The 26217-nt window shown below is 54.1% G+C and carries 29 protein-coding genes; 10 read left to right on the top strand and 19 right to left on the bottom strand.

Annotation, left to right across the window (positions count from 1 at the left end; translation table 11 throughout):
* On the top strand, positions 1-235 hold a 235-nt coding region (locus SPK40_RS22425), incomplete at its 5' end, for a hypothetical protein (protein ID WP_330961966.1).
* Here the strand turns inward: SPK40_RS22425 and mltC are convergent.
* The 3 genes from mltC to mutY all read right to left on the bottom strand — a co-directional run bounded on the left by mltC (position 202) and on the right by mutY (position 2930).
* Positions 202-1338, bottom strand: a complete 1137-nt coding sequence (gene mltC, locus SPK40_RS22420; protein WP_248143972.1) for a membrane-bound lytic murein transglycosylase MltC — start codon at positions 1336-1338, stop codon at positions 202-204. The two genes, SPK40_RS22425 and mltC, sit on opposite strands and share 34 nt — an antisense overlap.
* A 132-nt stretch (positions 1339-1470) precedes the next feature.
* The gene (locus tag SPK40_RS22415; RefSeq protein WP_248143973.1) at positions 1471-1743 is read right to left on the bottom strand and encodes an oxidative damage protection protein; all 273 of its coding nucleotides are present in this window, start codon (positions 1741-1743) and stop codon (positions 1471-1473) included.
* Between the two features lie 167 nt (positions 1744-1910).
* Positions 1911-2930, bottom strand: a complete 1020-nt coding sequence (mutY, locus tag SPK40_RS22410) for an A/G-specific adenine glycosylase (RefSeq protein WP_330961965.1) — start codon at positions 2928-2930, stop codon at positions 1911-1913.
* 80 nt (positions 2931-3010) lie between these two features.
* On the opposite strand from mutY, the gene SPK40_RS22405 reads away from it, so the two are divergent.
* The 3 genes from SPK40_RS22405 to glsB all read left to right on the top strand — a co-directional run bounded on the left by SPK40_RS22405 (position 3011) and on the right by glsB (position 5056).
* On the top strand, positions 3011-3166 hold the full coding sequence (locus SPK40_RS22405) for a hypothetical protein (RefSeq protein WP_248143975.1): 156 nt from the start codon (positions 3011-3013) through the stop codon (positions 3164-3166).
* Positions 3167-3280: 114 nt separating this feature from the next.
* Positions 3281-4018 carry a tRNA (guanosine(46)-N7)-methyltransferase TrmB gene (trmB, locus tag SPK40_RS22400; protein ID WP_330961964.1) on the top strand — a complete coding sequence of 246 codons (738 nt, stop codon included), beginning with the start codon at positions 3281-3283 and terminating at the stop codon, positions 4016-4018.
* A gap of 117 nt (positions 4019-4135) precedes the next feature.
* Complete coding sequence (gene glsB / locus SPK40_RS22395; protein WP_330961963.1) at positions 4136-5056, top strand: glutaminase B; 921 nt, start codon at positions 4136-4138, stop codon at positions 5054-5056.
* A 72-nt stretch (positions 5057-5128) separates the two neighbouring features.
* Here glsB and hemW read toward each other — a convergent pair whose 3' ends face one another.
* From hemW to SPK40_RS22360, 7 genes are all read right to left on the bottom strand, one after another.
* Entirely contained in the window at positions 5129-6301 is a 1173-nt protein-coding gene (hemW, locus tag SPK40_RS22390; RefSeq protein WP_330961962.1) for a radical SAM family heme chaperone HemW, read from the bottom strand.
* Entirely contained in the window at positions 6301-6894 is a 594-nt protein-coding gene (locus SPK40_RS22385) for an XTP/dITP diphosphatase (protein WP_248143979.1), read from the bottom strand. The genes hemW and SPK40_RS22385 overlap by 1 nt, the downstream gene beginning before the upstream one ends.
* A 154-nt stretch (positions 6895-7048) precedes the next feature.
* Entirely contained in the window at positions 7049-7477 is a 429-nt protein-coding gene (locus tag SPK40_RS22380) for a DUF4426 domain-containing protein (protein ID WP_248143980.1), read from the bottom strand.
* Between the two features lie 124 nt (positions 7478-7601).
* Positions 7602-7895, bottom strand: coding sequence for a DUF167 family protein YggU (yggU, locus tag SPK40_RS22375; RefSeq protein ID WP_248143981.1), 294 nt, complete (start codon positions 7893-7895; stop codon positions 7602-7604).
* Positions 7892-8449 carry a YggT family protein gene (locus SPK40_RS22370; RefSeq protein WP_248143982.1) on the bottom strand — a complete coding sequence of 186 codons (558 nt, stop codon included), beginning with the start codon at positions 8447-8449 and terminating at the stop codon, positions 7892-7894. Before SPK40_RS22370 ends, yggU begins: the two co-directional genes overlap by 4 nt.
* Before the next feature lie 9 nt (positions 8450-8458).
* Positions 8459-9277: a pyrroline-5-carboxylate reductase gene (gene proC, locus SPK40_RS22365; RefSeq protein ID WP_330961961.1), complete on the bottom strand. Its 819-nt coding sequence runs from the start codon at positions 9275-9277 to the stop codon at positions 8459-8461.
* Between the two features lie 49 nt (positions 9278-9326).
* The gene (locus SPK40_RS22360) at positions 9327-10034 is read right to left on the bottom strand and encodes a YggS family pyridoxal phosphate-dependent enzyme (RefSeq protein ID WP_330961960.1); all 708 of its coding nucleotides are present in this window, start codon (positions 10032-10034) and stop codon (positions 9327-9329) included.
* 23 nt (positions 10035-10057) lie between these two features.
* Here SPK40_RS22360 and SPK40_RS22355 point away from each other — a divergent pair, with 23 nt between their 5' ends.
* The 3 genes from SPK40_RS22355 (at position 10058) to SPK40_RS22345 (ending at position 13744) form a co-directional block, all read left to right on the top strand.
* The gene (locus tag SPK40_RS22355; protein WP_330961959.1) at positions 10058-11092 is read left to right on the top strand and encodes a type IV pilus twitching motility protein PilT; all 1035 of its coding nucleotides are present in this window, start codon (positions 10058-10060) and stop codon (positions 11090-11092) included.
* Positions 11093-11105: 13 nt separating this feature from the next.
* The gene (locus SPK40_RS22350) at positions 11106-12215 is read left to right on the top strand and encodes a PilT/PilU family type 4a pilus ATPase (protein WP_330961958.1); all 1110 of its coding nucleotides are present in this window, start codon (positions 11106-11108) and stop codon (positions 12213-12215) included.
* Between the two features lie 212 nt (positions 12216-12427).
* Positions 12428-13744: a YjiH family protein gene (locus tag SPK40_RS22345; RefSeq protein WP_248143987.1), complete on the top strand. Its 1317-nt coding sequence runs from the start codon at positions 12428-12430 to the stop codon at positions 13742-13744.
* A gap of 148 nt (positions 13745-13892) precedes the next feature.
* Here the strand turns inward: SPK40_RS22345 and ruvX are convergent, their stop codons facing one another.
* From ruvX to rsmE, 4 genes are all read right to left on the bottom strand, one after another.
* Entirely contained in the window at positions 13893-14321 is a 429-nt protein-coding gene (ruvX, locus tag SPK40_RS22340) for a Holliday junction resolvase RuvX (RefSeq protein ID WP_248143988.1), read from the bottom strand.
* On the bottom strand, positions 14318-14881 hold the full coding sequence (locus tag SPK40_RS22335) for a YqgE/AlgH family protein (protein WP_248143989.1): 564 nt from the start codon (positions 14879-14881) through the stop codon (positions 14318-14320). The genes ruvX and SPK40_RS22335 overlap by 4 nt, the downstream gene beginning before the upstream one ends.
* A gap of 143 nt (positions 14882-15024) precedes the next feature.
* Entirely contained in the window at positions 15025-15975 is a 951-nt protein-coding gene (gshB, locus tag SPK40_RS22330; protein ID WP_330961957.1) for a glutathione synthase, read from the bottom strand.
* A 14-nt stretch (positions 15976-15989) separates the two neighbouring features.
* Positions 15990-16721: a 16S rRNA (uracil(1498)-N(3))-methyltransferase gene (rsmE, locus tag SPK40_RS22325; protein ID WP_330961956.1), complete on the bottom strand. Its 732-nt coding sequence runs from the start codon at positions 16719-16721 to the stop codon at positions 15990-15992.
* Positions 16722-16971: 250 nt separating this feature from the next.
* On the opposite strand from rsmE, the gene SPK40_RS22320 reads away from it, so the two are divergent.
* On the top strand, positions 16972-18288 hold the full coding sequence (locus SPK40_RS22320) for a hypothetical protein (RefSeq protein WP_330961955.1): 1317 nt from the start codon (positions 16972-16974) through the stop codon (positions 18286-18288).
* 56 nt (positions 18289-18344) lie between these two features.
* Here the strand turns inward: SPK40_RS22320 and SPK40_RS22315 are convergent, their stop codons facing one another.
* The 4 genes from SPK40_RS22315 to SPK40_RS22300 all read right to left on the bottom strand — a co-directional run bounded on the left by SPK40_RS22315 (position 18345) and on the right by SPK40_RS22300 (position 24239).
* A complete protein-coding gene (locus tag SPK40_RS22315; RefSeq protein ID WP_330961954.1) occupies positions 18345-19064 on the bottom strand; it encodes an endonuclease in 720 nt (239 codons plus the stop codon).
* Between the two features lie 117 nt (positions 19065-19181).
* Positions 19182-20318, bottom strand: coding sequence for a tryptophan 7-halogenase (locus SPK40_RS22310; protein WP_330961953.1), 1137 nt, complete (start codon positions 20316-20318; stop codon positions 19182-19184).
* 55 nt (positions 20319-20373) lie between these two features.
* Positions 20374-23508, bottom strand: a complete 3135-nt coding sequence (locus SPK40_RS22305) for a LodA/GoxA family CTQ-dependent oxidase (protein ID WP_330961952.1) — start codon at positions 23506-23508, stop codon at positions 20374-20376.
* Between the two features lie 248 nt (positions 23509-23756).
* A complete protein-coding gene (locus SPK40_RS22300) occupies positions 23757-24239 on the bottom strand; it encodes a SprT family zinc-dependent metalloprotease (RefSeq protein WP_330961951.1) in 483 nt (160 codons plus the stop codon).
* A gap of 33 nt (positions 24240-24272) precedes the next feature.
* Here SPK40_RS22300 and SPK40_RS22295 point away from each other — a divergent pair, with 33 nt between their 5' ends.
* A complete protein-coding gene (locus SPK40_RS22295; protein ID WP_330961950.1) occupies positions 24273-24458 on the top strand; it encodes a hypothetical protein in 186 nt (61 codons plus the stop codon).
* Between the two features lie 127 nt (positions 24459-24585).
* On the opposite strand, the gene metK is transcribed toward SPK40_RS22295, so the two are convergent.
* The gene (gene metK / locus SPK40_RS22290; RefSeq protein ID WP_248143998.1) at positions 24586-25740 is read right to left on the bottom strand and encodes a methionine adenosyltransferase; all 1155 of its coding nucleotides are present in this window, start codon (positions 25738-25740) and stop codon (positions 24586-24588) included.
* Between the two features lie 383 nt (positions 25741-26123).
* Here metK and SPK40_RS22285 point away from each other — a divergent pair.
* Positions 26124-26217, top strand: a 94-nt coding sequence (locus SPK40_RS22285; protein ID WP_330961967.1) for a hypothetical protein, incomplete at its 3' end; no start/stop codon positions are given.

Raw genomic sequence — 26217 nt, 5'->3', positions numbered from 1 at the left:
CCGACACGAGGATTTTCAATCCTCTGCTCTACCGACTGAGCTATCGAGGCAACGGAGCGCTATTAAACGGGTTTTGGCCCTCATCGTCAATACCTTTTTCCAGAAAAAAGTGCGATTCCTGATTGCTTGCTCGCTTTTTGCCCGTTATGGGGCGGCGAGCAGCAATTTTCATGCTTTCCGGCAGAAAGTCATTACTTTGTCTCAGATTTTTCCGTTGTTAAAATCTTTCTGGTAACGGGTGACTTTCTCCAGATATCGCCTGGCTTCTCCTTTCGGATGCTTGTTGGTCAGCGCCCAGAACACCTGATTGGGCTGCAACTGATTCAAATCCTGCATGGCGCGTTTGCGGTTACTGTGGAAAGTGCTCAATACACCGCCAGTACCGCCGTTATAGGCTGAAATCATGCTGTAGTGCAGCGAAAGCGGATTCCGGATTTCTTTCAGGTAACGGTTTTGCAGCAGGTAAAAATAGGCCGTGCCGGTATCAATATTGTTTGCCGGATCAAACAGATATTGTGGTGAAGGGCGGCCGGAGCGTTTTTTCACCAGTTTAAACACGTCCGCTCCCGCAGTTTTCGGGACGACCTGCATCAGACCATAGGCATTGGCCGGGCTGACGGCATAAGGGTTGAAGCTGCTTTCGGTTTTGATGATGGCGTAAATCAGGTCTTCTTTAATGCCATAGCGGCGAGACGCCTCACGAACGATGTCCGCATATTTGTAGCTTCGTTTGTTGACGTGGTCGGCTACCATCGGGATATCCACATAGTATGCCTTCTGGTAACGGACGTTTTTGGTTTTCAGTTTGTTGTTGACCAGATATTCCGCAAAACGTTTGGCCCGCCAGGACCATTCAATCGACTTGCCGTCCTGATCCAGGATCTGTCCGAGCAGAAACGGGCTGCCGGACAGGGCAAAGTCCTGCGCGGAGTACAGATCAACTTCTGCGGGATCGGCCGGTGTGAGCAGGGTGGTGGCGATCGCATCGATCAGGTGCTGTTTCGGGTTGGTGGTCGCCACGGTTTCTATCGTGACCATCCCCTTGTCAAAGTCGACATGGGCCCGGCTCTGGTAGCCATCAGTGTATTTTACGTAGTGGCGCTTGCTGGCCATGAGGACGTTATCATTCCCCCAGCGCTGTTTGACCTGACCGCTGAAGGTCTGGATCAGGCGATCCAGGGCGGCGGTATCTTTCGTAAACTGGCCGGGTAAAGGAGCCAGATTTTTGGCAAAGCGGTTGGTTGGGGCGTAATCGACCTTATAGACTTTTTCGACTATTTCGCGGCTGCAGCCACTGAGGAGCAGCGTGAATGTGGCAAGGAGGAGTGCTTTCTTCATGTTCTGCATATAAAAAATGACATCACTGGCGTTAAGCCAAATGATGTCATTTTCCGTCCGGTCACGGTATGATTTTTGGTCACCGTGACCTGAGAACGTGATGTTCATGCACGCATCTGGTGCAGCAAGCAATTACTCGCTTGGCGGGGTATAACCGTCGATGATGACGTCCTGGCCTTCAAACAGGAAGTTCACCATTTCTGTTTCCAGCAGCTTGCGGTGCTCCGGATCCATCATGTTCAGCTTTTTCTCATTGATCAGCATGGTCTGTTTGCTTTGCCATTCAGCCCAGGCTTCTTTGGAAATGTTGTCGAAAATGCGTTTACCCAGCTCACCCGGGTATAGCTGGAAATCCAGACCTTCAGCTTCTTTTTTCAGTCGGGCACAAAATACAGTACGGCTCATGGGATCCTCAATCATGATTGGGCGGCAGTCTGACAGACTGCCAGAATCGAATGTCTGGTCACTAGTTTCCTGTTTCTGCCTGCGGGATTCAAGTTTGTTGGATCAAGTGTCCGGACGTTCTCTGATGCTTTTTCCCATCTGTTCTCCGGGCGGGAAAAACAGATGCGTTAGTTTGATACCCGTTTCTCAATAAATTTTCGGATCGGGGTCGGCAGTCCCAAATCACTGAGCGCATCAAGCGAAAACCACTGCTGATTGTCAGTCTGATCACCCAGACGATCCACGTGCCAGACACTGGCATTGAGTTTGTAGTGGGTAAAAGTGTGCTTAAAGGTGCCTTTCAGCTGCACATGATCCCCGAGCTGCTCCGGCTCCAGATAGATTTGCGGCAAGCACCAGAGCGCGCCCCAGATGCCATTATCTTCCCGTTTTTCCAGTAAGAGCTGACCGCCGGATTCAATCCACAGGAATTGCCCGGAACGGGTCGGGACGATTTTTTTAGGTTTGGGTGTCGGCAGCTCAGCGACACGGTTTGTCCTGAATGCGACACAGCTGTCCTGAAAGGAACAATCGTCACAAACCGGACTTTTCGGTTTGCACACCGTCGCGCCCATATCCAGCAGGCCCTGCGCAAAGGCGCGGTTGTGCTGTTGTGGGGTAAACTGCTCGGCATATTGCCAGAGCTGCTTGTCGACCTGCGTGGTGCCCGGGACGCCTTCAATGCCGAAAAACCGGCAAAAGAGACGTTTCACGTTGCCATCCACAATCGGGCCATAGGTATTGTAAGCAAAAGAAGCAATGGCACCTGCGGTATAGCGGCCGACTCCCGGGATCTTCAGAAGCTGATCGATTTGATCCGGAAACTGGCCGTCGCACTCATGCACAATGTATTGCGCGGCTTTTCTCAGATTCCTTGCCCGGGAGTAATAGCCCAGTCCCTGCCAGTGATTCATCACGTCATCTTCTGAGGCTGCAGCGAGCAGTTCGACGGTCGGAAAACTGTTCATCCAGCGTTCAAAGTAGGGAATGACCGTCGCCACCTGCGTTTGCTGCAGCATGATTTCAGAAACCAGCACCCGGTAGGGCGTTGGATTTTGCTGCCAGGGTAAATCGTGGCGACCATGGGTCTGTTGCCATTGGATCAGCCGATCCTGGAATGTTTTGGGGGGCAAGGGAGATTGCGTCATAAAATTTTCTTCACAGCTGCACTGTTCTGACAGCGTTCATTTTCGGAAATTATTCCTCTTCGATGCTGCAGTGCTTTGAAATGATTCATGTTGAACCCAGGTACCGCGGATTTGATCTGGCTGTACCTTGTGTCCGCTTTATTCTGTTTGTCCGCAGAGACGACATTGCGGTGACGATTGCACCACAATCCGCTGTTGTCTTCAATGCGAATACGGCACTTGCACTTGTGCGCTAACTTTGGATAATGCCGGATCCGTTTATACCAAACTGAAGAGAATTGCAGCTGGCGACAGCCTTCTCCTCAGTTTGGTATCTGAAATTGATTAACCCATTTTTTAGGTAAGGACCCATGAGCCAAGAATCCAGAACGAATGCTGACGTCACCCTGACGGAATACACGGAAGACGGAAAGCTGGTACGTAAAATCCGTAGCTTTGTCCGTCGTGAGGGCCGTTTAACCAAGGGCCAGCAACATGCTCTGGAAAATAACTGGCCAGCCATGGGGCTCGATTTTGAGCAAAAACCGCTGAACTGGACCGAAGTGTTCGGCCGTGACGGCCATGTGGTGCTGGAAATTGGCTTTGGTATGGGTGCCTCGCTGGTTGAAATGGCGAAAAACGCGCCGGAGAAAAACTTCGTCGGGATTGAAGTGCACAGCCCGGGTGTGGGTGCGTGTCTGATGGCTGCTGAAGAAGCAGGCCTGACCAATCTGCGTGTGATGTGCCACGATGCCGTGGAAGTCTTTGATCACATGATCCCGGACGGCAGCCTGGATACCGTTCAGCTGTTCTTCCCGGACCCATGGCACAAAGCGCGTCACCACAAGCGTCGTATCGTCCAGCCAGCCTTTGTGGAAATGGTGCGTAAGAAGCTGAAGATCGGTGGTATTTTCCATATGGCAACCGATTGGGAAAATTACGCTGAGCATATGGTGGAAGTGATGAATGTTGCTCCGGGTTATGCGAATACGGCCACAGACGGTGATTATATCCCGCGTCCGGACGATCGCCCGCTGACCAAATTTGAAGCCCGCGGACATCGTCTGGGTCACGGTGTATGGGACATGAAGTTCGCCCGTACAGAATAATGTGCTATGGCTCATAGCCATTGGGGTTCAATATCGAATAAGATATGGATCCTTTAAATACGATTAGCCTGAAAAGCCAGCCTTTGAGTTGGCTTTTTTGTCCTCTGGAGACAGTGAATGAAGCCAAGTGAGCAGTTGCTGAATGACATTCTGGATGAAGTCCGGCCGTTGATTGGGCAGGGCAAGGTTGCCGATTATATTCCGGCCCTGGCCGAGGTACCGTCAGACCGGCTGGGCATTGCCGTCTGTTATAACGACGGTGAGATTATTCAGGCTGGCGACAGCGAAGTCGGCTTCTCGATTCAGTCGATCTCCAAAGTGCTCAGTCTGACGCTGGCCATGACGCTGTATGAAGCGGATGAGATCTGGTCCCGTGTCGGCAAAGAACCCTCAGGTCATGCGTTTAATTCCATGATTCAGCTGGAGATGGAACACGGTATTCCCCGTAATCCCTTCATCAATGCCGGCGCGCTGGTGGTTTCTGATCTGCTGCACAGTCGTCTCTCTGCGCCGCAGTACCGGATGCTGGAGCTGGTCAGAACGCTGTCCTGCAACGCGAATGTGGTGTACGACAAAAATGTGGCTGCTTCTGAGATGCAGCACAGCGATCGCAATGCCGCGATTGCGTATCTGATGCGCTCATTTGGCAACTTCGAGAATGAAGTGGTGCCGGTGCTGGGCAATTATTTCGGTTACTGTGCCCTGAAGATGAGCTGCGTGGATCTGGCCCGAACTTTCAGTTATCTGGCCAATAAAGGGCAGCCATTGTGCGCGGAAAAGCCGTTGATTTCACCGACACAAAGCAAACAGATCAATGCCTTGCTGGCAACCTGCGGCCTGTACGACGGGGCGGGTGAGTTTGCTTACCGGGTCGGGATGCCGGGTAAATCCGGTGTCGGCGGCGGTATCGTTGCGATTGTGCCGGGTGAGATGTCGATTGCGGTCTGGTCTCCGGAGCTGGATGCCTCCGGGAATTCTGTTGCCGGTACGGCAGCATTGGAGCTGCTGGCTGAACGCATTGGCCGTTCGATTTTCTAGTTGGAATCTAATGCCTTGGAATTCAAGGCTTGAGCTTGTCGCTGACAGATGTCTGCCAGCGACAAATCGGCTTTAGTTGTTGTCTTCTTCGTCTTCATCGACAAAGGCGGCCAGCAGGTCGTTGAGGAACAGCTTGCCCTGTTCGGTAATCTGCCAGCTGTCGCCCTGATCCAGCAGATACTCTTTGCCCAGCGCCCATTCAATCGGCGTCCGGATGCTGTCCAGCGGCAAGCCGGTGCGCGCAACGTAGTCCTGTTTCGGACAGGCCTCCAGCAGACGGAAACGGTTCATGAAAAACTCGAATGGCCGTTCGGTGTCTGCCACCTGCGTTTCCTGATCCAGATAAGGCTTCTGCGGATTCAGGTAACCGCGCGGATGTTTCACTTTGACGGTCCGAATGATAGTACCGTCAGCGAAGCTGATCTTTCCGTGTGCCCCGCAGCCGATGCCGAGGTAGTCACCAAAGCGCCAGTAGTTCAGATTGTGCTGACACTGCTTGCCCGGTTTGCTATAGCCGGAAATTTCATACTGCTCATACCCGGCCGCGGCCAGCAGTGCATGTCCCTGTTCAAAGATATCCCACAAATCGTCGTCATCCGGTAGCGTCGGTGGTTTCGAGTAAAACAGGGTGTTTGGCTCAATCGTCAGCTGGTACCAGGACAGATGCGGCGGATCTAAGGCGATCGCCTGTTTCAGATCGGACAGGGCATCCGCCACGCTCTGATCCGGCAGGCCGTGCATCAGATCCAGATTGAAGCTGTTCAGACCGGCTTCTTGAGCCAGTCCGGCAGCCCGGATTGCTTCCTCACAGCCGTGAATCCGGCCCAGACGCTTCAGCTTGTCGTCCTGAAAACTCTGAACACCGATGGAAATCCGGTTCACGCCTGCTTCACGGTATGCCTGAAAGCGGCCCGCTTCAACGGTGCCCGGGTTCGCTTCCATGGTGATTTCGATTTGATCACTGAATGGAATACGGGCCTGAATACCCGCCAGCAGCCGCCCGATTTCCGGAGCCGAGATCAGGCTGGGGGTGCCTCCGCCAATAAAGATGGAATGCAGGGAGCGGCTGTTGTCCGTCAGCTGATAACGGGCCAGATCCGTGTCGAGATCTTCCAGCAGCGCATCAATGTAATCCAGCTCCGGGATGTCATTTTTCAGTGCATGCGAATTGAAGTCACAGTACGGGCACTTCTGGACACACCAGGGGATATGAACATACAGGCTCAGCGGTGGCGGTACTAACATCAGGCGTCCTTCAGGGCAGCAAAGAGTTGTTGCAGGGCTTTGCCGCGGTGTGACAGTTGTTTCTTACGCTCAGCAGCCAGTTCGGCTGAAGCGCAGTTTTCTTCCGGTACCCAGAAAACCGGATCGTAACCGAAGCCGTTTTCACCACGGGCTTCCGTCAGAATACGCCCTTCCCAGGTGCCATGGCAAACCAGCGGGGTCGGATCGTCAGCATGGCGCATCATCACCAGCACACAATGGAAACGCGCGGTTCGCTCTGCCTCAGGCACCTCTTTCATGGCAACCAGCAGTTTCTCGAGATTCTGCAGGTCTGTGGCGTCTTCGCCGGCATAGCGGGCCGAATAAATACCGGGTGCACCTTTCAGCGCATCGACTTCAAGACCAGAGTCGTCTGCAATCGCTGGCAGACCGGTTTCTCTGGCGGCATGGCGCGCTTTGATGATGGCATTTTCAATAAAGGTGGTGCCGGTTTCGGCGACGTCAGAGACGTTCATATCGCTCTGGGCAATCACCTCGAAACCAAAATCTGCAAGCAGGTGAGCCATTTCACGGACTTTGCCCTGGTTACCGGTTGCGAGTACGAGTTTGCTCATGATGACTCCTGGTTTGTGTGGCTGGGGAGAGGGGGGCCTATGATACCCACAGGCAGCCCAAAAGCCAAAGACAGAAAAAGAAGGAATGGATCCTTCTTTTTCTGCGGGCAGAGCTTGAGATGAGCGGGGAATGACCCGCACTGAACCGGGAGGCTTATTCGGCGAAGTAAGTCTGCTCGAACTGGATATTGCCGCGGGTCGATTGACGTGAGACGTCAATGTTGAACCGAAAGCGTTCCTCATTGGCATGGGACAGCTCAGCGATATAGTAAATGGCATCCCCTTCGCGGATCTCGCGGAAGGTCAGGTTCTTCTCATTGCCGACCAAGTTCCGCGCTGTTCCTTTCACCACAGCGGCAACGGCGGGTTTTCCTTCGGCAGTGGTATCAAGTACGGTGACATTGATCAGTGCGGAGTAACGGCTGCGCTGAATCCGGTAAGTCTTCGCGATTTCCGGGGTCAGAAATGTCGAAGGGAAGGTGGAATAGTGAACTTCCAGTTCGCCGATATTCTTGAGTTGCTCGGCATGAACGGGGAGGGAAAGGCCGAGTAGAGCAATAAAAGCAACAAGTAACTGTTTCATAAGGCTGTCCTTTAATCCTGTTGAGATGAGTCTCATGATATAAGACCTTACACTCCAAGGGGATATTGCTGCATTCTTTATAGTATAGAGTGACTTGCTTTGACCAGCTGTACGAGGCTGAGATTCACAGCATGTGACGAAAAAGATCCGGAATCACCTGAGGTGATTGTATGCGGATTTGCTTATGCCGCCCGGTTTCTCCTTTTTCTATCACTACCTGGCCTTTGGCAACCCTGAACTGTTTGGCCAGGTATTTCACCAGATGGCTGTTCGCTTTACCGTCAACAGGCGGTGCCGTGATGGCAACCTTTACTTCATCACCATGCAGGCCAACCAGCTGATCCCGGCTGGCCTTGGGCTGAACGTAAAAGCGGATCACCAGATCCGCTTTATCCTGACTGACGGCTTGCTGCGTCATAGCTGGAACCAGATCGGGCCAATCAGATCACCGATCAGGATGTTGGCAAATTGCAGGCCGATGAAAAGAACCAGCACACTCAGATCCAGACCACCCATCACCGGAATGAAGCGACGGATTGGCGCGGTCATCGGTTCGGTCAGCTGGTGCATCACGTATTCAATCGGGCTGCGGCCCTGGCTGACCCAGCTGAGAATGGCACGGATCAGCAGAACCCAGAACACCAGGCCTCCTGCGGCCTTGAGCAGTGACAGACCTGAAATCCAGAACAGATCAATGCTGAATGCCACGCCACCTTTGGTCAGGACCAATTGCAGGATGACAAATTTAGCGATTGTCAGCAGATAAGCAAACAGCAGAGTTGCCAGATCCAACGCGCCAATTGACGGGATTAAACGGCGCAGCGGACCAACCACGGGCTGGGTTGCCTTTACCACGAACTGGGAGAACGGATTATAGAAATCCGCTCTGGCCCACTGAAGCCACAAGCGCAGCAGTACCACCATAATGTACAGATCGAACGCTGTACTGACTAAAAAACCAATTGAGTTCATAAGGTTACCTTAAAACAATTTTTCCATTTCCTGTGCGCGGCTGACAGCGGCCTGCATTGCTTTCGCTACGATATCACTAAGTTGCGCTTCGTTAAATGTACGGATCGCTTCGGCGGTCGTGCCGCCTTTCGAGGTGACCTGTTCACGCAAAGTCGACAGTTCTGTGTCCGGGTTGGCGAGCACCATGCCTGCAGCGCCTGCAGCAGCTTGCTGAACCAGTTCTCGGGCCGTGTCTTTATCAAATCCCTGACGAATGGCCTCGTTTTGCATCGCTTCCATGAACAGGAAGAAATACGCCGGTGCACTGCCGGCCGCGGCAATCACGCTATTGATCCCGGATTCTTCTGATACCCAGCAGGTTTTTCCGACCGCGGCCATCAGGTCATCGGAGAAGGTACGGTCCGTTTCGCTGACGTCAGCACCGGCATACATACCGCTCATTCCTTTGCCGATCAGTGACGGAGTATTTGGCATAACGCGAACCAGACTGACTTTTGCCGCCAGCATTTCCTGCAAGCGGGCGACGGAAATTCCAGCCGCAATAGAGATCACCAGTTTATCTTTGAAATCAATCGACTGAAGCGGCTGACACACGGTTTCCATCAGCTGGGGTTTGACCGCCAGGACAATGACATCGGCCTGTTGTGCTGCGCGCAGGTTGTCATGATCGGTATGGATACCGTAATCGCGGGCCAGGGGTTCACGACGTTCAGCGCTGGGCGCCGTTGCGGTGATCTGTTCAGCCGGATAACCGCTGGCGACCAGTCCGGCAATGATAGAGCGGGCCATGTTGCCGGCACCGATGAATGCGATTGAACGATGTTCCATGAAAAAATCCTTCTAAAATGATGAGAAACGTCTGCCTTTTCAGGCGGCGTTAACTGTAATTCCGGGCGCCAAAAATTGCGGTGCCGATCCGGACCATAGTGCTGCCGGCTGCAACTGCGGCTTCCATATCGCCGCTCATGCCCATCGACAGAGTATCCAGGGTTGTTTCGGGCAACTGTTGTTGCAGTCTGTCCCGGGCCTGAGCCAGTGACGTAAAGGCGCTGAGCTGGCTGTCATAGTCGTCTGCTTTTTCCGGGATCGACATCAGGCCACGTAACTCGAGGTTGGGCAGTGAGACAATTTCGGCAGCCAGTGCGGCTAATTCGTCAAATTCCACGCCGGATTTCGAGGCTTCGCCGCTGGTATTAACCTGCAGCAGGATTTTCAGCGGCGGCAGATTGTCCGGGCGCTGCTCATTGAGGCGGCGGGCAATTTTGGCGCGGTCGACCGAATGAACCCAGTCGAAGTGCTCTGCAACGGGCCGGGTTTTGTTGGACTGAATCGGACCGATAAAGTGCCAGCTCAGGGCCAGATCCGGTTCGGTGGCAGCAAAGTGCTGGATCTTATCCACGCCTTCCTGCACATAGTTTTCACCGAATGCCAGCTGTCCGGCAGCGATGGCTTCGGAAATGGCGCTGACCGGTTTGGTTTTACTCACCGCCAGCAGTTGTACGGAATCCGCGCTGCGCCCGCATTTCTCACAGGCCTCGCGGATCTCCTGAGTGACCTTTGTAATGTTTTGTCTGATACTACTCATAATTGATTCTTAGGGGAAAATATATGGATATCACCGAGCTACTGGACTTTAGTGTAAAGCATAATGCCTCCGATCTGCACCTCTCTGCGGGGGTATCGCCGATGATCCGGGTGGACGGTGATGTCAGAGCGCTCAGTATCCCGCCTTTCAGCCATGAAACGGTGCACCGGCTGATTACAGATATTATGGATGATGCGCAGCGCCGGGAATTTGAAGAGCACCTCGAAGTTGATTTTTCTTTTGCTCTGCCGGATGTCGGACGTTTCCGGGTCAATGCCTTTCAGCAGTCCCGGGGCTGCGCTGCAGTTTTCCGTTCAATTCCGGTGACGGTTCCGTCACTGGAATCGCTGGGTGTTCCTGAAGTGTTTTATCAGATTGCCAGGAGCCAGCGCGGCCTGGTACTGGTCACCGGGGCCACGGGTTCGGGCAAGTCCACCACGATTGCGGCGCTGGTGGATCATATAAATTCTCTTTCCCACCGTCATATCCTGACGATTGAGGATCCGATCGAGTTTATCCATGAAAGCAAACGTTGTCTGATCAATCAGCGCGAAGTCCACCGGGACACCCACAGTTTTCAGAATGCCCTGCGTTCGGCGCTTCGGGAAGATCCGGATGTCATTATGGTCGGCGAGCTGCGCGATCAGGAGACCATCCGGCTTGCGCTGACGGCCGCTGAAACCGGCCATCTGGTGCTGGGCACCCTGCATACCAGCTCGGCGGCGAAAGCGATCGATCGCATCATTGATGTCTTCCCCGGGAATGACAAAGCGATGGTCCGTTCCATGCTGTCGGAATCGCTGCGGGCGGTGATTGCACAGTCGCTGCTGAAATGTCCTGCTGGCGGCAGGGTCGCGGCTCATGAAATCATGCTGGCGACGCCGGCGATCCGTAACCTGATCCGGGAAGACAAAGTCGCGCAGATGTATTCGATGATCCAGACTGGTGCCGGTCTGGGAATGCAGACCATGGAGCAGGCCGTCAACCGGCTGCTGGCACAGGGGCTGGTGGAACCCGATGAAGTGCTCCGGGTGACCGAGCGGACTCAGGGGCTGTAGACAGGAAAGACTTATGGAACTTGCAAGTATTCTGGCACAAATGGCGGCGGATCAGGCATCGGATCTGTATCTCACGGTTTCTGCACCCTGCCAGCTGAAAATCAGCGGTCAGCTGAGTGCTGTCGGGCCTTGCCTGACCGCTGATGAAGTTGAGCGTTTGTGTCAGCAGGCTATGTCAGCCAGTCAATGGCAGACGTTTGTGGCTACGAAAGAAGCTAATTTTGCACTGGTCCGGGAAGGGCATCGTTTCCGTATCAGTGCGTTCTGGCAGCGGGAACAGCCGGGCATGGTGATCCGGCGCATCGAGAACATGATTCCGGATGTTGACGCTCTGACCCTGCCGGAGCCGATGAAAGCAATGGCGCTGGCAAAGCGCGGACTGGTGCTGGTGGTCGGGGCAACGGGTTCGGGAAAATCAACTTCAATGGCTGCGCTGACCGGTTACAGAAACCGGAACCGCAGCGGACATATTCTGACCGTCGAAGATCCGATTGAATTTATTCATCAGCACGACCGTTGTATCGTGACCCAGCGTGAAGTCGGACTGGATACCGAAAGCTATGAAGTCGCCCTGAAAAACTCCCTGCGGCAGGCGCCGGATATGATCCTGATCGGTGAGATCCGAAACCAGGAAACCATGGAATATGCCCTGAACTTTGCAGAAACCGGCCATCTTTGCATGGCAACTCTGCATGCAAACAATGCCAATCAGGCACTGGAGCGGATCCTGCATCTGGTGCCCAGGGAACGGCGGGAGCAGTTGTTGTTCGATTTATCCCTGAATCTGAAAGGGATCCTGGCGCAGCAGTTGATCCCGGACAGTCACGGCGCCGGGCGTCATGCTGCCTTTGAGCTGATGATCAATACCCCCAGAATTTCGGATCTGATCCGAAGAAATGCCCTGCATGAGCTGAAAGATACGATGGCCAAGGGAAAAGAGCAGGGCATGCAGACTTTTGATCAGTCTTTGTATGCCCTGTATCAGGCCGGAAAGATCAGTGAAGCGGACGCTTTGGCCCATGCCGATTCTGCCAACGATGTCCGGTTGATGATCAAACTGGGTCAATCCGGCCAGACCGCATCCGGGCATAGTTTAGCGGGAGTCTCCATTCGTTTTGACTGAGAGTCGGCAATGTACAAGCGGCTCCCTGTACAGCTTATTCAGTTTTGGGGCACCCATGATCCCAAAGCTGATCAGGCTACAGACATCGGCTTTTGCTGACATCATTGTTAATTATTTGTGATCGCATCGTTGATTTCAAAATAACCATCTTGAGCGCGAAGTGTTCTCTCTTTATATGTATATACAAATAGCATGGAGAGGGAGTCAATCAAATGGAACAATCACAGGCCCGTGCCGGGATATCGGATACCCTGGCGCGATTCCGGTTGCTGGTACTCAGCGCTGTCGGAATCTTTTTCTTTTTCATTCCTGTCACCCTGAACGGAAAGTCGACCATTCCGCTGGATCACCTGGTCAGCCAGATCAAAGGGTGGCTGGGCAGCGGCGTGGCCTGGTATGCACTGGGCATGATTGTCGTGGGTGCCATTTATCCGTTTGTGACCGGTCAGTGGTCGAAAAGTCTGACGGATAAAATATTCTCAGTGCTGAAAGTTCTGGGGGCTGCAGCCGCGCTGATGGCGGTGACCGGAGCAGGCCCTGAGTTTCTGCACAGTAAAGATATGCTGCCGTTTCTTTTCGAGAAGCTGGTGATCTCGGTCGGACTGATTGTGCCTGTCGGGGCTGTGTTTCTGTCTTTTCTGGTCAGTTACGGCTTGCTGGAGCTGATTGGCATTCTGGTGCAGCCGGTGATGCGGCCGATCTGGCGGACACCGGGCCGTTCAGCGATTGATGCGGTTGCTTCCTTCGTCGGCAGTTATTCGCTGGGATTGTTGATCACGAATCGTGTATACAAATCAGGCCAGTATTCGGCGAAAGAGGCGGCGATCATTGCGACGGGGTTCTCGACAGTTTCAGCCACCTTTATGATCATTGTGGCGAAGACGCTGGATCTGATGGCGGTATGGAACCTGTATTTCTGGGGGACGCTGGTGATCACCTTCATCGTCACGGCAATCACTGTGCGGTTACCGCCACTCCGGGGTATGGATGAGTCGGTTCGTGATCCGGAACCGGAAGCCGGGCGAGACGGGCGTCTGCAGACGGCGTATCAAACCGGGATGGATGTGGCGCGCCAGGCGCCGGCACTGGGGAGCAGCATGCTGTCGACCATCAAAGATGGTTTGCTGATGACGATTGCCATTCTGCCGTCCATTATGTCGGTGGGTCTGATTGGCCTGCTGGTTGCCAAGTACACCCCGGTTTTTGACTGGCTGGGTTACCTGTTTTATCCGTTCACCGCGATTTGGGGGATTGAGGGCGCGAAAGCGCTGGCGCAAGCTTCTGCATCCGGGCTGGCGGAGATGTTCCTGCCGGCACTCTTACTGCGTGAAGCGGATATGGTGGTTCGCATGGCGGCGGCGGTGGTTTGTGTGTCCAGTGTCCTGTTCTTCTCAGCCTCGATTCCGTGCATCCTGTCGACTTCGATTCCGCTGAGTGTGGGGCGTCTGGTCGTGGTCTGGTTTATCCGCACGGCACTCAGTCTGCTGCTGGCGATTCCGTTTGCTCTTTTGGTCGCCGGACAGATGTAGCTTCGTATTTTCACCTGCAATAAAAACAGCCCCGGCACACATGTGTCCGGGGCTGTTTCGATTCGGGGGTTGTGCAGCTTTCAGTGCTTTGGGTCACCCATGATCCAAAAGCCTTCAGGGCTGTACAGAGAAAATCAGTACAAGCCGATTACCCGTATTGCTGTTCAAACCAGCTTTCTAAGATAACGACCGCGGACTGAGAGTCTACATTGCCTTTGCTCAGAGAGCGATAGCCACCCCGGGCAAACAGATCCGAACGGGCTTCCACTGTGCTCAGGCGTTCATCGTGCAGCTCAACCTGGCAACCGAACCGGCCATGCAGGCGGTTGGCAAATTTTCGGGCACGTGGGGTGATGCTGTCCAGCTCTTCACCATATACGTCCAGCGGCAGACCCACGACCACCAGATCCGGCTGCCATTCCTTGAGCAGTTTTTCAATGGCTTCCCAGCTCGGGATACCGTCATTGGCTTTCAGCGCGGCAAGCGGATTGGCCGTGCCCGTCAGCTCCTGGCCGATCGCGGCGCCAATGCTTTTCACGCCATAGTCAAAGGCGAGTACGGTGCGTGATGTGCTCATGAATGTCCTACTTCTGTCGATAAATTGGCTGAATGAATGCCCAGTTTGGCGACGGCTTTTTCCCAGCGCTCACTGATTGGGGTTTCGAAAACCACTTCCGGGTCTGCTTCCATGGTCAGCCAGCTGTTTTCAGCCAGCTCCTGCTCGAGTTGTCCGGCCGTCCAGCCTGCATAGCCCAGGGCGACCAAGAACTGACTCGGTTCATCTTTCGTTCCCAAAAGCGGCAGAATATCTTTGGACGTGGTCATTTTGAGCTCATCAGTCAGATCCAGACTGGAGCTGTAATTCGCTTTGCTGTTATGCAGCACGAACCCGCGGTCGCCAGCTACCGGGCCACCGATCATCACAGGTTTTTTCAGGCTGTCCGGATGCGCCAGCGGCAGCTCACGCTCCACTTCGATCTGTTCCAGCATGCTGCCGACCGACACATCAATCGGCAGGTTGATGACAATACCCATGGCACCTTCGTCGTTGTGCTCGCACACATAGACCACACTGCGTTTGAAGTGTGGATCCTGCAGACTGGGCATGGCCACCAGAAAATGATTGGTGAGATTCATCATTCAGTCCTTACAACAAGCGCTCATAGTTACAGTATGAGGACTATTTGGCTTAAATGGTATGTCTGGCCGAGGTGTTGTCAGAAGTCTCAAGAGAATCCTTGGTTATATATTTGACAACACACTCAGGCACAGTGTTCCGGTTAAGCGTCTTTCAGACGACGTTCAATGGCATCCATCAGTTTTCCGGTGATGGAGATATCGTAAGCGGCTTCGATTTCGCGGATACAGGTCGGGCTGGTGACATTAATTTCTGTCAGTTTGTCGCCAATCACATCCAGACCCACAAAAATCAGGCCTTTTTCTTTCAGGACCGGCGCCACGGCTTCAGCAATCTGACGGTCTGTATCGCTCAGCGGGCGGGGTTCGCCACGACCACCGGCAGCCAGGTTTCCGCGGGTTTCACCTTCTGCCGGAATCCGGGCCAGACAGTAAGGCATTGGTTCACCGTCAACCACCAGAATTCGCTTGTCCCCGTTGCTGATGTCCGGCACGAATGTCTGGGCCATGCAGTAGAACTGGCCGTGGTTGGTCAGGGCTTCGATGATCACCGACAGGTTCGGATCTCCTTGTTTGACACGGAAAATCGAAGAGCCGCCCATGCCATCCAGTGGTTTCAGGATCATATCGCCATGCGTTTCATAGAACGCACGGATCTTGTCATCGCGCCGGGTGACGAGCGTCGTCGGTGTCAGCTCCGGGAACCAGGCGGTAAACAGCTTTTCGTTACAGTCACGCAGGCTTTGTGGTTTGTTGACGATCAGTGTGCCTTGTTCTTCTGCGCGCTCCAGAATATAGGTGGCGTAGATGTATTCGGTGTCGAATGGCGGGTCTTTTCGCATCAGGACCGCATCCAGGTCGCTCAGGGCAATTTCCTGCTCGCCATGGAAGGTGAACCAGTCGTTTGGATCTTCTTTCAGGGTGACGATTCGGGTGCGGGCCAGCGCTTTCCCCTGTTCCAGTGACAGGTCGGCCATTTCCATGTAGTGGATTTCCCAGCCACGGCGCTGCGCTTCCAGCATCATCGCAAAACTGGAATCTTTCTTGATGTTAATGGACTGGATGGGATCCATCACAATACCCAATTTGATCATGTGTTTCTCCTTGGTTAGCCGAGATCGCCAAAGCGAACCTGTAGCGCAGTCATTGCCGTCATGGCGGCGGTTTCGGTTCTGAGGACCCGCGGGCCCAGCAGCACTTCGCTGAACTGGTAGTATTCGGTCATGCTGATTTCCTGCTCCGACAGACCGCCTTCCGGGCCAATCAGCAGGCGAACACGGGAAACCGGGGCGGGCAGGGTATTAATGGAATATTGGGCTCTTGGGTGCAAATTCAACTTCAGGCCGTCAAATTCTTCCGCACACCAGTCTTCCAGTTTCATGATCGGGCGGATTTCCGGAACCACGTTGCGGCCGCACTGTTCACAGGCACTGATGGCGATCTTTTGCCACTGGGATAGTTTCTTATCAAATCTGTCCTGGCTTAGTTTGACGCCGCAGCGTTCAGAAATCAGCGGGGTAATGCTGCTGACACCCAGTTCAACGGACTTCTGGATGGTGAATTCCATCTTCTCACCCCGGGATATGACTTGGCCCAGATGCAGTTCCAGCGGGGATTCCACATTGTTTTCACGGCGTTCGCTGATCTCAACTTCCACCCGCTTTTTACCGGCTTCGGTAATCACGGCCGGAAATTCAGCATTGCTGCCGTCAAACAGCAGGACGTCCTGACCTGGTTGCATGCGCATGACGCGGCCCACATGATTGGCGGCGTCGTCACTTAATGTCACTTTTCCGCTTGCAGGCAGCGGTTCAGGATGGAAAATACGTGGCACTCTCATATTCGATTCATTGGCTGTGAAGATAATGTCTGGCGCCAGTATATCAATCTTGATGACAATGTATCGAACATTGCTTGTGGCGGATTGAAAAACGACGACATTGCCGGTGATGGGCTATCCGGCACAGCCTGGAACTGAAATCCGGCTCAATGATAATGTTTCAGCTCAAAAATAAGGGAAGAAATTAAGCAATCTATTGCACTTTCAATTAGATTGCTGGCGTGATTGCATTTGGGACACACAAAGAACAATGTCAAAAAAACAAAAATTACAACGGCTGAGCATCATTGCGGCAGCCATGCTGGTCATTGCAGGTTGTGGCGGTAGTAAATCCGGGGACCGAAGCCTGAACCAGAGTGGCGATCCGCGGCTGGAAGATTTGCAGCCTTATCTGGCAGACAGCCTCTACGCACAATCTGCCATAGACTGTGCCGTGATCTACAAACAGGGGCAGTCCTGTCAGATGCAGGACATCGCCCCGCTGGGCTATCAGACATCCGACGATCTGACTCCGGATGATATCGCCGGGCGATTGCTGGTTTCACATTCGTGGATGGGTGACAGTTTCATGGATGTGGTCCGGGAATTACCGCAGGATGTATTGAATCTGTTTAAGCCGATCAATGTCATTGTGCTGAGCTTTGAAGTTCGACCGTCTTTTTATCACAGCGCGACAGCCGGGATGTATATCGATCCGCGTTATCTGTGGCGGGATGTGGTGGAATGGAATGATATTTATCAGCAGGATGATTACCGGTCCGGTTTTTCAGACAGCCAGCGCTTTATTGCTTTGCAGCGTTATGTTGATCCGGCCAGCGGTGAATATGTGACTTACAGTAATACCTACAATGAGTTCAGCAACGCCTGGCGATCGGCTGCTGAAATCAAACCGGGGTTGTTGCGATTACTCACCCATGAACTGGCCCATGCCAATGACTTTCTGCCGCCGGAGCTGCTCAGCAGCCTGGATGCATCGACCAGTATTCTCACCAACATCAACCGGAATAAATCCAGTCAAATTCATCAGAGACTGAACCAGGACTATGCGCTTGAATCGGATGATTTGACTCAGGCTGCCAACAGCTATTTCGGCGGTTCTTCGGTTCAGAAAATTTTGACGCCGGAACAGGCCGGGGCCGCATTTGAGCCTGACGGCGCCGCAGAATTCTATGGTTACTATACCGCAGAGGAAGATGTCGCCATGTTGTTTGAAGCCTACATGATGTGGCGCGAGTATGGCGTGGTGTCGGATGTCGGCTTTACGACGGTACCGGCAAGGTCGGATTATAATTGCGATGATTTGATTCTCGGCTGGGGGCAGCGTAACCGGCTGGCGCAGGACGAGGTGGCTCCAAGGGCCAAGCTGGTGTCAGAAGCGATCTTACAGAAGAACCTGACAGCTGAGTTTGTGCCGATCACTTCTGCAACGCCGGTTGACTTACCTTACGGGGATGGCTGGTGTCAGTCCCGGACTGCTGTAATGTCAGCTCGGTTTGAACGGCTCTCAGGTGCTCAGCCAGCGATGGAGCATCACAGGCGGTATCAGGAAGAAATGCTTCGCGAGTGATTGTTGCGGGGCAGAAAAAGGACGGCTGAGCCGGAGAGCCCAGCCGTTGTTCTGAACTACAGACCAGCCTGCTGGCAGGCCTCCAGTACGAAGCGGTTATGCTGCTTCTGGATACCAGCGATGCGGCGGTCCCGTTCACATTCCCAGGCACTGACCGGGTAGGTCTTGTGCCAGGCCTGCATCAGCAGACGCTGGTTTTTGGCCAGCCGGAATCGGTATTCCTGCTCCATGTAGAGATAAGTTCGAGCAATGGCACCTCGTGCGCGCTGCGGCGGATCAACCCGGCGGTTTTTGAAATCAACTTTGATGTCGCACTGGCCGTAGTTGGCTCCCTCATTGTCTTTCCAAGGGGTAAAGCGGAAGTTCGAGCGGTCGCCGTTTACCTCCCCAATCGCCGGGGTCAGATTGTGCATGTCGGCTTCCATGCGGTTGAAGAGCGGATCTTTCCGGCAGTTCTTCCGACCGCCGTCCTGCCAGCATTGTAACTGATGGCCAAACTGCCAGGCGGGGACCACATGTTCCCATTCGATACGGCTGGCCCGCTTTGCCTGCTTCCGAACCTGATAGCCGCAGCTGTCCAGATCGGGAACACCTTTCTTGCCGTGCCAGTCAATCCGGCAGCCGCAGTAAAAACTTTCGTTGTGGTCCTGATAAATCTTGACCAGTAACTTCTTGGCTTTGGCAAATGACTCGGGCGGGTTGGCGTAGACAACCTGTGGGAGGAGGCTGAGGCTCAGCAGTGAGCCGGCCAGGACCCATTTCAACTTGGTGAACATGATACATCCGGTGACTGATATTAGGGATGATGATGTTATCAGTACCGAATTTATTTAGAAGTGTTTCACGTTATGTCTGTGTAAAACATCAAGATATTGAATTGGGTGCGGCAGACATCAAATTCCCAGAGGTTGGAGATGGTGTCTTCGCTGCCAGTAAGGCATGCCGGGCCAGCGCTGTTCCTGCAGATAGTAGTGCCGGTGATGTTCCAGATACCGTTGCCAGACTGATGTGATTTGAGCGCTGTGGGTATGACTGAGCGCAGTCAGTGCTTCCGGATGATTGAGTCCGGTATCCACAAGCTGTTCCGCCAGCTGCATGGCCGTTGCCATGGCATTGAACATTCCCTGCGAGGACAGCGGGTTAAAGCTGCAGGCGGCATCACCGATGGCCGCCCAGCGGAATCCGGCGACTTGCTTGAGGCGTGTGGTATTGGCGGAGGTTTTGCCGTGCAGTTGCCACTGTTTTTGCGGCGCCGGACTGGCGGCAAGCAACCCGGCAATATCTTTCTGTGTCCGGGCCATCTGAAAAAAGCGTTTATCATCAAGATGTAAACCATGTCTGAGCAGATCCGCATCGGTTTGCAGCGCCAGTACCCGACGCTGACCCGGTAACCGGGCACTGTACCACCAGCCGTATTCGCAGGCACTCAGCGTTGCCATGCGATCATCACACTCACACGCCAGACTGGCCCAGATCGCAACCTGTTTGTCGAGTGCCAGACGTCTGATGCCCAGCATGGCGGCAAAGAAGCTGCGACGGCCACTGGCATCAATCACAAAGTGGCAGGGTACGGCAGACCGGCTTTCAGCTGTTTCTCCGTGAAGCTGCAACAACCAGCCGTCACGACCTTGCTGAACCGCTACAGGTCTGGCTGGCCACAGGCAGCGGACGTTGCTGGCCATCACATGTTGCCGCAGCCAGTTTTCAAACCCGGCACGGTCGAGCTGCCAGCCCGGTCCGTCCGGGTTCCTGAGGTTGTCATTCATCACACATGCATCGCTGCCCCAGTGACTGCGGATCCCGTGACAGGGAAGATGCAGCGCCTGATGGCGGGTGAAAGCTTCGAGCAGGCCGAGTTCGCGCAGAATACGGCCTGCCGCCGGAGGCAGACATTCGCCGATTCTGGCCGGGCATTCAGTGTGTTGGTCGATCAGGACAACATCGAAATGTCGGCTCAGGGCCAGTGCGGCGATACAACCGCCAATCCCTGCGCCGATCACTGCGATTTGCGTCTGGATAAATTGCGTCAAAATTTTTTCCTGCAGTGAGGCGGGCGTGGGGTTCAGCCACGCCCGGTGCAAGGACTCAGTCCGATTTAAATTTTCCCGGGAAATTCACGCCAAAGCGACTGACTTTCTCGATCACACCGAGATCAATGCGTGAACGGACACTCGGTGTCGTCGGCTGAATGTTGTCCCGGCCGTGGCGATCCGGCACCAGATTCCGTGCCAGTTCAGCCACTGTCTGCAATCGGCCGGTATCCGTGATTTCTGCACTGTCAGCCAGTTCACTCACGGCATGATCTTTGGCGGTGATCCCCACCTGCATTATGGCCGGGAAGTTCGGATCACCCGCAACACCCGGGCGGCCCTGAACTACGGCCAGCTGATTGAAATTGAAGATCATACTGTTGATCTGTGCCGTATACGTGGGCGGCTGACCGTACAGGGGCAGGGCATCGAGCCAGTCAGTCCGGTAATTGAAAGCCTGAATCCGGGTTTGCTCATCCTGATTGGGGTCCAGCGTTTCCTGATAACGGGTGGTATCCAGAATATTGTTCGGCACCCGGGCCGGCCAGAAGGTCGGCAGGTAAGGGTCATACTTGGAGGTGTACCCGTCGCGGCAACTGGCGGTATCGGTCTGCCAGGGAATCGCCATCCAGCGGGTGATCCCGCCCGGGACCTGACCGCCGAGCAGCGGCCCTTGCGCCAGCGTGATGATATCGCTGTTCATCAGAGGGCCGTAGTAGGTGGTGTCTTTACGGATCCCTTCGCTTGCATGCTTGAGGCGGAACGGCGCCATGTACATTCCGGCGGTACGCATCGGCCAGGTCATTTCACAGCCGGGGTGAAAGGCATCGGCAAGACAGAATTCCAGCGCGCCCCGGGTCAGCATCTCTGGCTGTTCCGCCACCGGGACTTTGTCGATGTCATCGGGTTCAGCTGCGTGCGGGCAGATCTGCGGGTCGACATAGTCGGGAATAAAGTCGCCTTGCACCCATTGATCCAGAAACGCCAGTTGTAGCTCAGACAGCGTGGCATGCTGACGTTCAGAGCCTGACGGCGGGATGGTAATCGCATCGCCATAGAGCCAGGGCCACAGCTGGGCGGCCTGCGCGCCGGGCTGACCATAGCGGCGAAAGTTATTGGAGATGGTCCGCCGCAATTCGGTATAGGCCGGAGACGGATCGCTGAGCTTGGCGAGCCATGCCGGTGTCGTGTAGTCGAACTGACCGCCGTGACCGAAAGCCGCGGCAAAACCGGCGTTGACCCATTGCAGGTTGGTCATGCGCGCAAAGATCGGCAGGATATCTTTCCGAAACGACGGACGGGGCGGGCGGGTGAGCATTCCGGCGTTCACCGCTACCGAACGCATCAGATCCCACATGGTCCGTACCGATTTCTGCATGGGTGCGTAATCCGGTGGCGCACAGACGACCCAGGCAGGATCAACCTGAAGGGTGACACCCAGATATTCGACTTCAGCAGTGACCGGGCCGTCAGAGATATCATCGTGCCAGCCTTCATTGTTGGCAAAGGTAATGGCGATATCGCCGTTGATATTGCGCGAGATCCCTTTGCCGCCCAGGACAATCAGGCGGCCCTTTTTATCGGTTTTCAGCTCACCCAGATAGACGGACTCGTCCATGAACTTGCCGACAAATTCGGGACCTTTCTTTACCCCGGCCTCGTCCAGTTGCCGGGCTCCGCCGTCGATCAGCAGACGGCGGCGATCAGCCACATTGTTGTTGCGCAGCAGCGAAGGCGGTGCATGTTCGGCCTCCGGAATATCCAGCGCGAGCTGGAATTCGTACCAGGAGGACTTCTGATTGGCCAGATGGACGTGCCACTTGAGTTTTGCGTTGTCCATGGTCAGCTCTTTGACGGCTTTGCCGGCAGCATTCAGACCATAAACCCGGAACTGAGCCGCCTGACGTTTCAGCAGACCACGGGCATCCCGGTAGGCATCTTCTTCCAGCCGGGGCCTGGGATTAGGGACCAGCGGGCCGATAAAATATTCGTCGCTGCCGCCGACCCGCATAATGCCGATGGGCGGATAAATCGCGGCCCGGACAATGCAGTCGCTGTCTTCATCGGTGTTGCCGGTGAACTTTGGGTCGATGCGATCTGGCTCATTCATCTGCTGGCCGTTGGCCAGATGGCGTGTGTCGGCACTGGCCTGATAAACCACTTTACGGGCCTGTGCAATGGAGCCCAGCGGTTCATGTTCAGGCAGGGTGCGCCAGATGTTAAAGGCAAGGTTACGACCAAACTCAGCCTGACCGATGGCCGTGATTTCCTGCTTTGACAGCGTGAGCGTGGCGACCGGGATAAAAGGGCTTTCAGATTCCGGCCAGACGACCTGAGCGTCGTCCAGCGGCATAGTTGCCGGATCGGTGCGCAACTGCACTTCAAACAGGAAGCGGCTTTCGTCCTGACGCAGGCGGTTTTGCAGATCCTGCGCCAGATAATCGCGGCTGTTGCTGGGGGCGCCGTGATAGGTGTCCAGCGGTGTGAGACGGTATTTGACCACCTGGCTGTCGCCGAGTTTGAAAGGCAGAATGGCCCAGTAGCTGGCACTCAGACAACTGGCCTCGACTTTGGACATGGCATTTATGATCTCATGGACCTTGGGATGTTTTTCCAGATAGGCCGGGTAGTCACCGTCAATGACACCAGCTGTGGTAAAGGCACACATCTGAGCCGCATCGCGGGCAAAGAAACGGTCGATGTTCTGCATAATAAAATCGGCATTATCACTGTCACCGAGCAGCTTGGGACCGGGGACCCCGAACAGTTTGATCCCGACGCCCAGCGTGGTGTGCAGATCCGGCGAGCTGGGTGAGGTGTCACTGGAAAAACGCAGCACACATTCATACCGGCTGCCGCTGAAGATACCAATTTTCAGAGCTTCCGGAATATCCCGGTGGATATCAAAATGTCCGTAGGCGATGCCGTGTTGTTTGCGGAAAACGGCACGTTCCGCAGGCTGCTGGCCGCGTTCGATACGGGTCTTTTGCCCCATCTCGACAAACATTTCTTTCAGTCTCTGAGTGGCCAGCGTGATGTCAGCGTAGTGGTCGCCGCCCGTCCAGCACTCGACGTCATTGGCATCGGGCGCTTTGTCGATGTTCTTCAGGACATATTGAGGATTGACCAGCTCACCCTGTTGCTTGCTGTGTTTTTGCTTCTCTTTGTCTTTCTTTTTCTTGTGCGTCATGGCGGTTTCCATTGGGTTGACATGCCGTGTCAGGTAACCGCAACAAAGCCAGCGTATCTTCTGGAGTGAGTCCCATGACTGGGAGGATCGGTCCGCTCAAGACTGAGCCAATGTTTACCTGTGATTCTGGTTGAACCTGAGAAGGGTATGCCACTTGTGGCATTCAGGTCGTTGAAAAGTATAGTCAGGGAAGCGGGGAAGACCAATTGCGGCTGGTGTTTGTGTGACAGACGCGCCGGCGTCAGCCATCAGCGGTCCGGACGCAATGGCTGGTGGCATTGAGTGCAATGATATATCGCCTGCTGTCGCATTACTTTATTGTGCCGTCTGAGAGTCAGCTGGTGTTCCCGGCACTGGCAGCGATAGCAGAAGGTTTGTCCGGAGACCGAAGTAACATCAAAACTGTGGGTGGCTCGGGCCGGGACATGAAAAATATCTGTCATCATCCGCTGCCACTCCGTTCCGTGGGGTTTGACCCGGCCATAACAGGCAAATGTCAGCAGGTGAGCCAGTTCATGAGGAACGACTTCTTCCAGGAACGCCTGGGGATTCTCGGCCATCAGCACCGGATTGTATCGGATCTCCCAGCTTTGCAGCCGGGCGCTGCCTGCGCTCTTGCCGCGCTGGGTAAAGCGAATGGCCGGATCCGGAAATTGTCTGCCCAGTTTTTGCTCTGCCAGCCGCAGGCAGGCGAGGGTACGTTCAATGATGGCTTGCTGAAGTGGGTTCATGGAGCTGACGGGTCATAAAACAAGGCGGACAGTATGAAAGGTCTGGTGTTTTTTTTCCAGTCTGTCCGGCACGATCAGCTTAAGGGACATGAGTGGTCAAAAGCTTCAGAAGCTGCACACGAATGCCTGTTCAGCTTTTGGTGCGATTGGGTTGCTGGTGCTCAAAAACTAAAAAGTATTTTTGAAACAGTTTCTTATGTTGTTTTGATTTGGGTTTGATCAGATTCTGATGCTTTTGGAACATGGGTGTCCCAAAGCGGAAAGAGCTGTACGGTACAGCGAAGAGCAATGAAAAAGGAAGCCGAAGCTTCCTTTTTCACGAGTAAGAATAACAGCCGGGCTGCGATTACTTAATGTTTGCGTAATCGCGCAGCAGGTCGGCTTTGTCAGTTTTTTCCCAAGGGAACTCTTCGCGACCAAAGTGACCGTAAGCAGCCGTCTTCTTGTAGATAGGCTGCAGCAGATCCAGCATTTCGATCAGGCCGTACGGGCGCAGGTCGAAGTGGTGGCGAACGGCTTCAACAATCAGGTCGTGAGAAACTTTCTCAGTCCCGAAGGTTTCCACCATGATAGACGTTGGATCTGCAATACCAATCGCATAAGACAGCTGGATTTCACAACGGTCCGCCAGACCGGCAGCCACGATGTTTTTCGCAACATAACGTGCTGCGTAAGCGGCACTACGGTCTACTTTCGATGGATCTTTACCAGAGAATGCACCGCCACCGTGGCGGGCTGCGCCGCCGTAGGTATCTACGATGATTTTACGGCCAGTCAGACCACAGTCACCCATTGGACCGCCAATCACAAAGCGACCGGTTGGGTTGATGAAGTATTTGGTGTCTTTGTTCAGCCACTCAGATGGCAGGACCGGCTTGATAATTTCTTCCATCACCGCTTCCTGCAGTACAGGCAGTTCAATGCTGTCGCAGTGCTGCGTTGACAGAACCACAGCATCAACACCGACGATTTTGCCGTTGTCATAGGCAAAAGTGACCTGGCTTTTCGCGTCCGGACGCAACCAAGGCAGAGTGCCGTTTTTACGGACTTTGGCCTGACGCTCAACCAGACGGTGTGCATAAGTGATTGGTGCCGGCATCAGCACTTCAGTTTCGTTGGTTGCGTAACCAAACATAATTCCCTGATCACCTGCACCCAGCTCTTTCGGGTCTTCACGGTCAACACCCTGGTTGATATCCGGAGACTGTTTACCGATCGCGCTCAGGACAGCACAAGAGTTGGCATCAAAGCCCATGTCTGAATGGGTGTAGCCGATTTCGCGTACGGTCTGACGGGTCAGTTCTTCAATATCAACCCAGGCAGAGGTTGTGATTTCACCGCCAACCATGACCATACCGGTCTTGACGTAAGTCTCACACGCAACACGTGCTTTCGGGTCTTGTTCTAAGATCGCATCCAGGACTGCATCTGAGATCTGGTCTGCAATTTTATCTGGATGGCCTTCCGATACCGACTCAGAAGTAAACAGGTGTTTCGCCATGAGTATTCTCACTATCTGAAAAAACTGAAAAGAGGTCGGAGGTGTGAAATTAGTCAGTCTGAGTGAATATTCATCAGTCTGTATGTATAGAGCTACCTCCGTCTAGACGGCTATAATAACTTGTATGGGATCAAAATCAACAATAAGTAGAAATTAGATATAGATTGTCCAAATACTTCCGTTAATCGCGGCATCGGTGAAAGGTCTGGATGATTATATCGCAAGCGTGAATTTTACTGGTTCATCATTCCGGGATTCTGGTTTGCTTACCGGGTTATGCCTTGAGAGAATCTGCTTCCGCTTTGCCTGATACCGACATTTGCCGTTGTCAGGGATGGCTGATACTTCCCCCGATAAACAAGAACAATGAAGTTGGAGCAGACATGTCTTCTCGTAAAGTACTTGCGAATGCTATCCGTGCCCTGAGCATGGACGGTGTACAACAGGCGAACTCCGGTCACCCGGGCGCACCGATGG

Origin of the sequence: Photobacterium sp. 53610 (genome assembly GCF_036409375.1) — a bacterium.
Lineage (GTDB): Bacteria > Pseudomonadota > Gammaproteobacteria > Enterobacterales > Vibrionaceae > Photobacterium.
Note: the sequence above shows the minus strand (reverse complement) of the source record. Positions and strands in the feature narration are given on the sequence as shown.

Excerpts from the sequence above, each read along its gene's own strand:
- trmB (WP_330961964.1), top strand. The coding sequence starts at position 3,281 with ATGAGCCAAGAATCCAGAACGAATGCTGACGTCACCCTGACGGAATAC.
- rsmE (WP_330961956.1), bottom strand. The coding sequence starts at position 16,721 with ATGAGAGTGCCACGTATTTTCCATCCTGAACCGCTGCCTGCAAGCGGA.
- SPK40_RS22335 (WP_248143989.1), bottom strand. The coding sequence starts at position 14,881 with ATGAATCTCACCAATCATTTTCTGGTGGCCATGCCCAGTCTGCAGGAT.
- yggU (WP_248143981.1), bottom strand. The coding sequence starts at position 7,895 with ATGACGCAGCAAGCCGTCAGTCAGGATAAAGCGGATCTGGTGATCCGC.
- SPK40_RS22355 (WP_330961959.1), top strand. The coding sequence starts at position 10,058 with ATGGATATCACCGAGCTACTGGACTTTAGTGTAAAGCATAATGCCTCC.
- metK (WP_248143998.1), bottom strand. The coding sequence starts at position 25,740 with ATGGCGAAACACCTGTTTACTTCTGAGTCGGTATCGGAAGGCCATCCA.
- SPK40_RS22315 (WP_330961954.1), bottom strand. The coding sequence starts at position 19,064 with ATGTTCACCAAGTTGAAATGGGTCCTGGCCGGCTCACTGCTGAGCCTC.
- hemW (WP_330961962.1), bottom strand. The coding sequence starts at position 6,301 with ATGTTAGTACCGCCACCGCTGAGCCTGTATGTTCATATCCCCTGGTGT.
- ruvX (WP_248143988.1), bottom strand. The coding sequence starts at position 14,321 with ATGAGCACATCACGCACCGTACTCGCCTTTGACTATGGCGTGAAAAGC.
- SPK40_RS22385 (WP_248143979.1), bottom strand. The coding sequence starts at position 6,894 with ATGAGCAAACTCGTACTCGCAACCGGTAACCAGGGCAAAGTCCGTGAA.
- mutY (WP_330961965.1), bottom strand. The coding sequence starts at position 2,930 with ATGACGCAATCTCCCTTGCCCCCCAAAACATTCCAGGATCGGCTGATC.
- SPK40_RS22350 (WP_330961958.1), top strand. The coding sequence starts at position 11,106 with ATGGAACTTGCAAGTATTCTGGCACAAATGGCGGCGGATCAGGCATCG.
- SPK40_RS22380 (WP_248143980.1), bottom strand. The coding sequence starts at position 7,477 with ATGAAACAGTTACTTGTTGCTTTTATTGCTCTACTCGGCCTTTCCCTC.
- SPK40_RS22320 (WP_330961955.1), top strand. The coding sequence starts at position 16,972 with ATGTCAAAAAAACAAAAATTACAACGGCTGAGCATCATTGCGGCAGCC.
- gshB (WP_330961957.1), bottom strand. The coding sequence starts at position 15,975 with ATGATCAAATTGGGTATTGTGATGGATCCCATCCAGTCCATTAACATC.
- glsB (WP_330961963.1), top strand. The coding sequence starts at position 4,136 with ATGAAGCCAAGTGAGCAGTTGCTGAATGACATTCTGGATGAAGTCCGG.
- SPK40_RS22295 (WP_330961950.1), top strand. The coding sequence starts at position 24,273 with ATGAAAGGTCTGGTGTTTTTTTTCCAGTCTGTCCGGCACGATCAGCTT.
- SPK40_RS22305 (WP_330961952.1), bottom strand. The coding sequence starts at position 23,508 with ATGACGCACAAGAAAAAGAAAGACAAAGAGAAGCAAAAACACAGCAAG.
- SPK40_RS22345 (WP_248143987.1), top strand. The coding sequence starts at position 12,428 with ATGGAACAATCACAGGCCCGTGCCGGGATATCGGATACCCTGGCGCGA.
- SPK40_RS22415 (WP_248143973.1), bottom strand. The coding sequence starts at position 1,743 with ATGAGCCGTACTGTATTTTGTGCCCGACTGAAAAAAGAAGCTGAAGGT.
- SPK40_RS22300 (WP_330961951.1), bottom strand. The coding sequence starts at position 24,239 with ATGAACCCACTTCAGCAAGCCATCATTGAACGTACCCTCGCCTGCCTG.
- SPK40_RS22405 (WP_248143975.1), top strand. The coding sequence starts at position 3,011 with ATGATTCATGTTGAACCCAGGTACCGCGGATTTGATCTGGCTGTACCT.
- SPK40_RS22360 (WP_330961960.1), bottom strand. The coding sequence starts at position 10,034 with ATGAGTAGTATCAGACAAAACATTACAAAGGTCACTCAGGAGATCCGC.
- proC (WP_330961961.1), bottom strand. The coding sequence starts at position 9,277 with ATGGAACATCGTTCAATCGCATTCATCGGTGCCGGCAACATGGCCCGC.
- mltC (WP_248143972.1), bottom strand. The coding sequence starts at position 1,338 with ATGAAGAAAGCACTCCTCCTTGCCACATTCACGCTGCTCCTCAGTGGC.
- SPK40_RS22370 (WP_248143982.1), bottom strand. The coding sequence starts at position 8,449 with ATGAACTCAATTGGTTTTTTAGTCAGTACAGCGTTCGATCTGTACATT.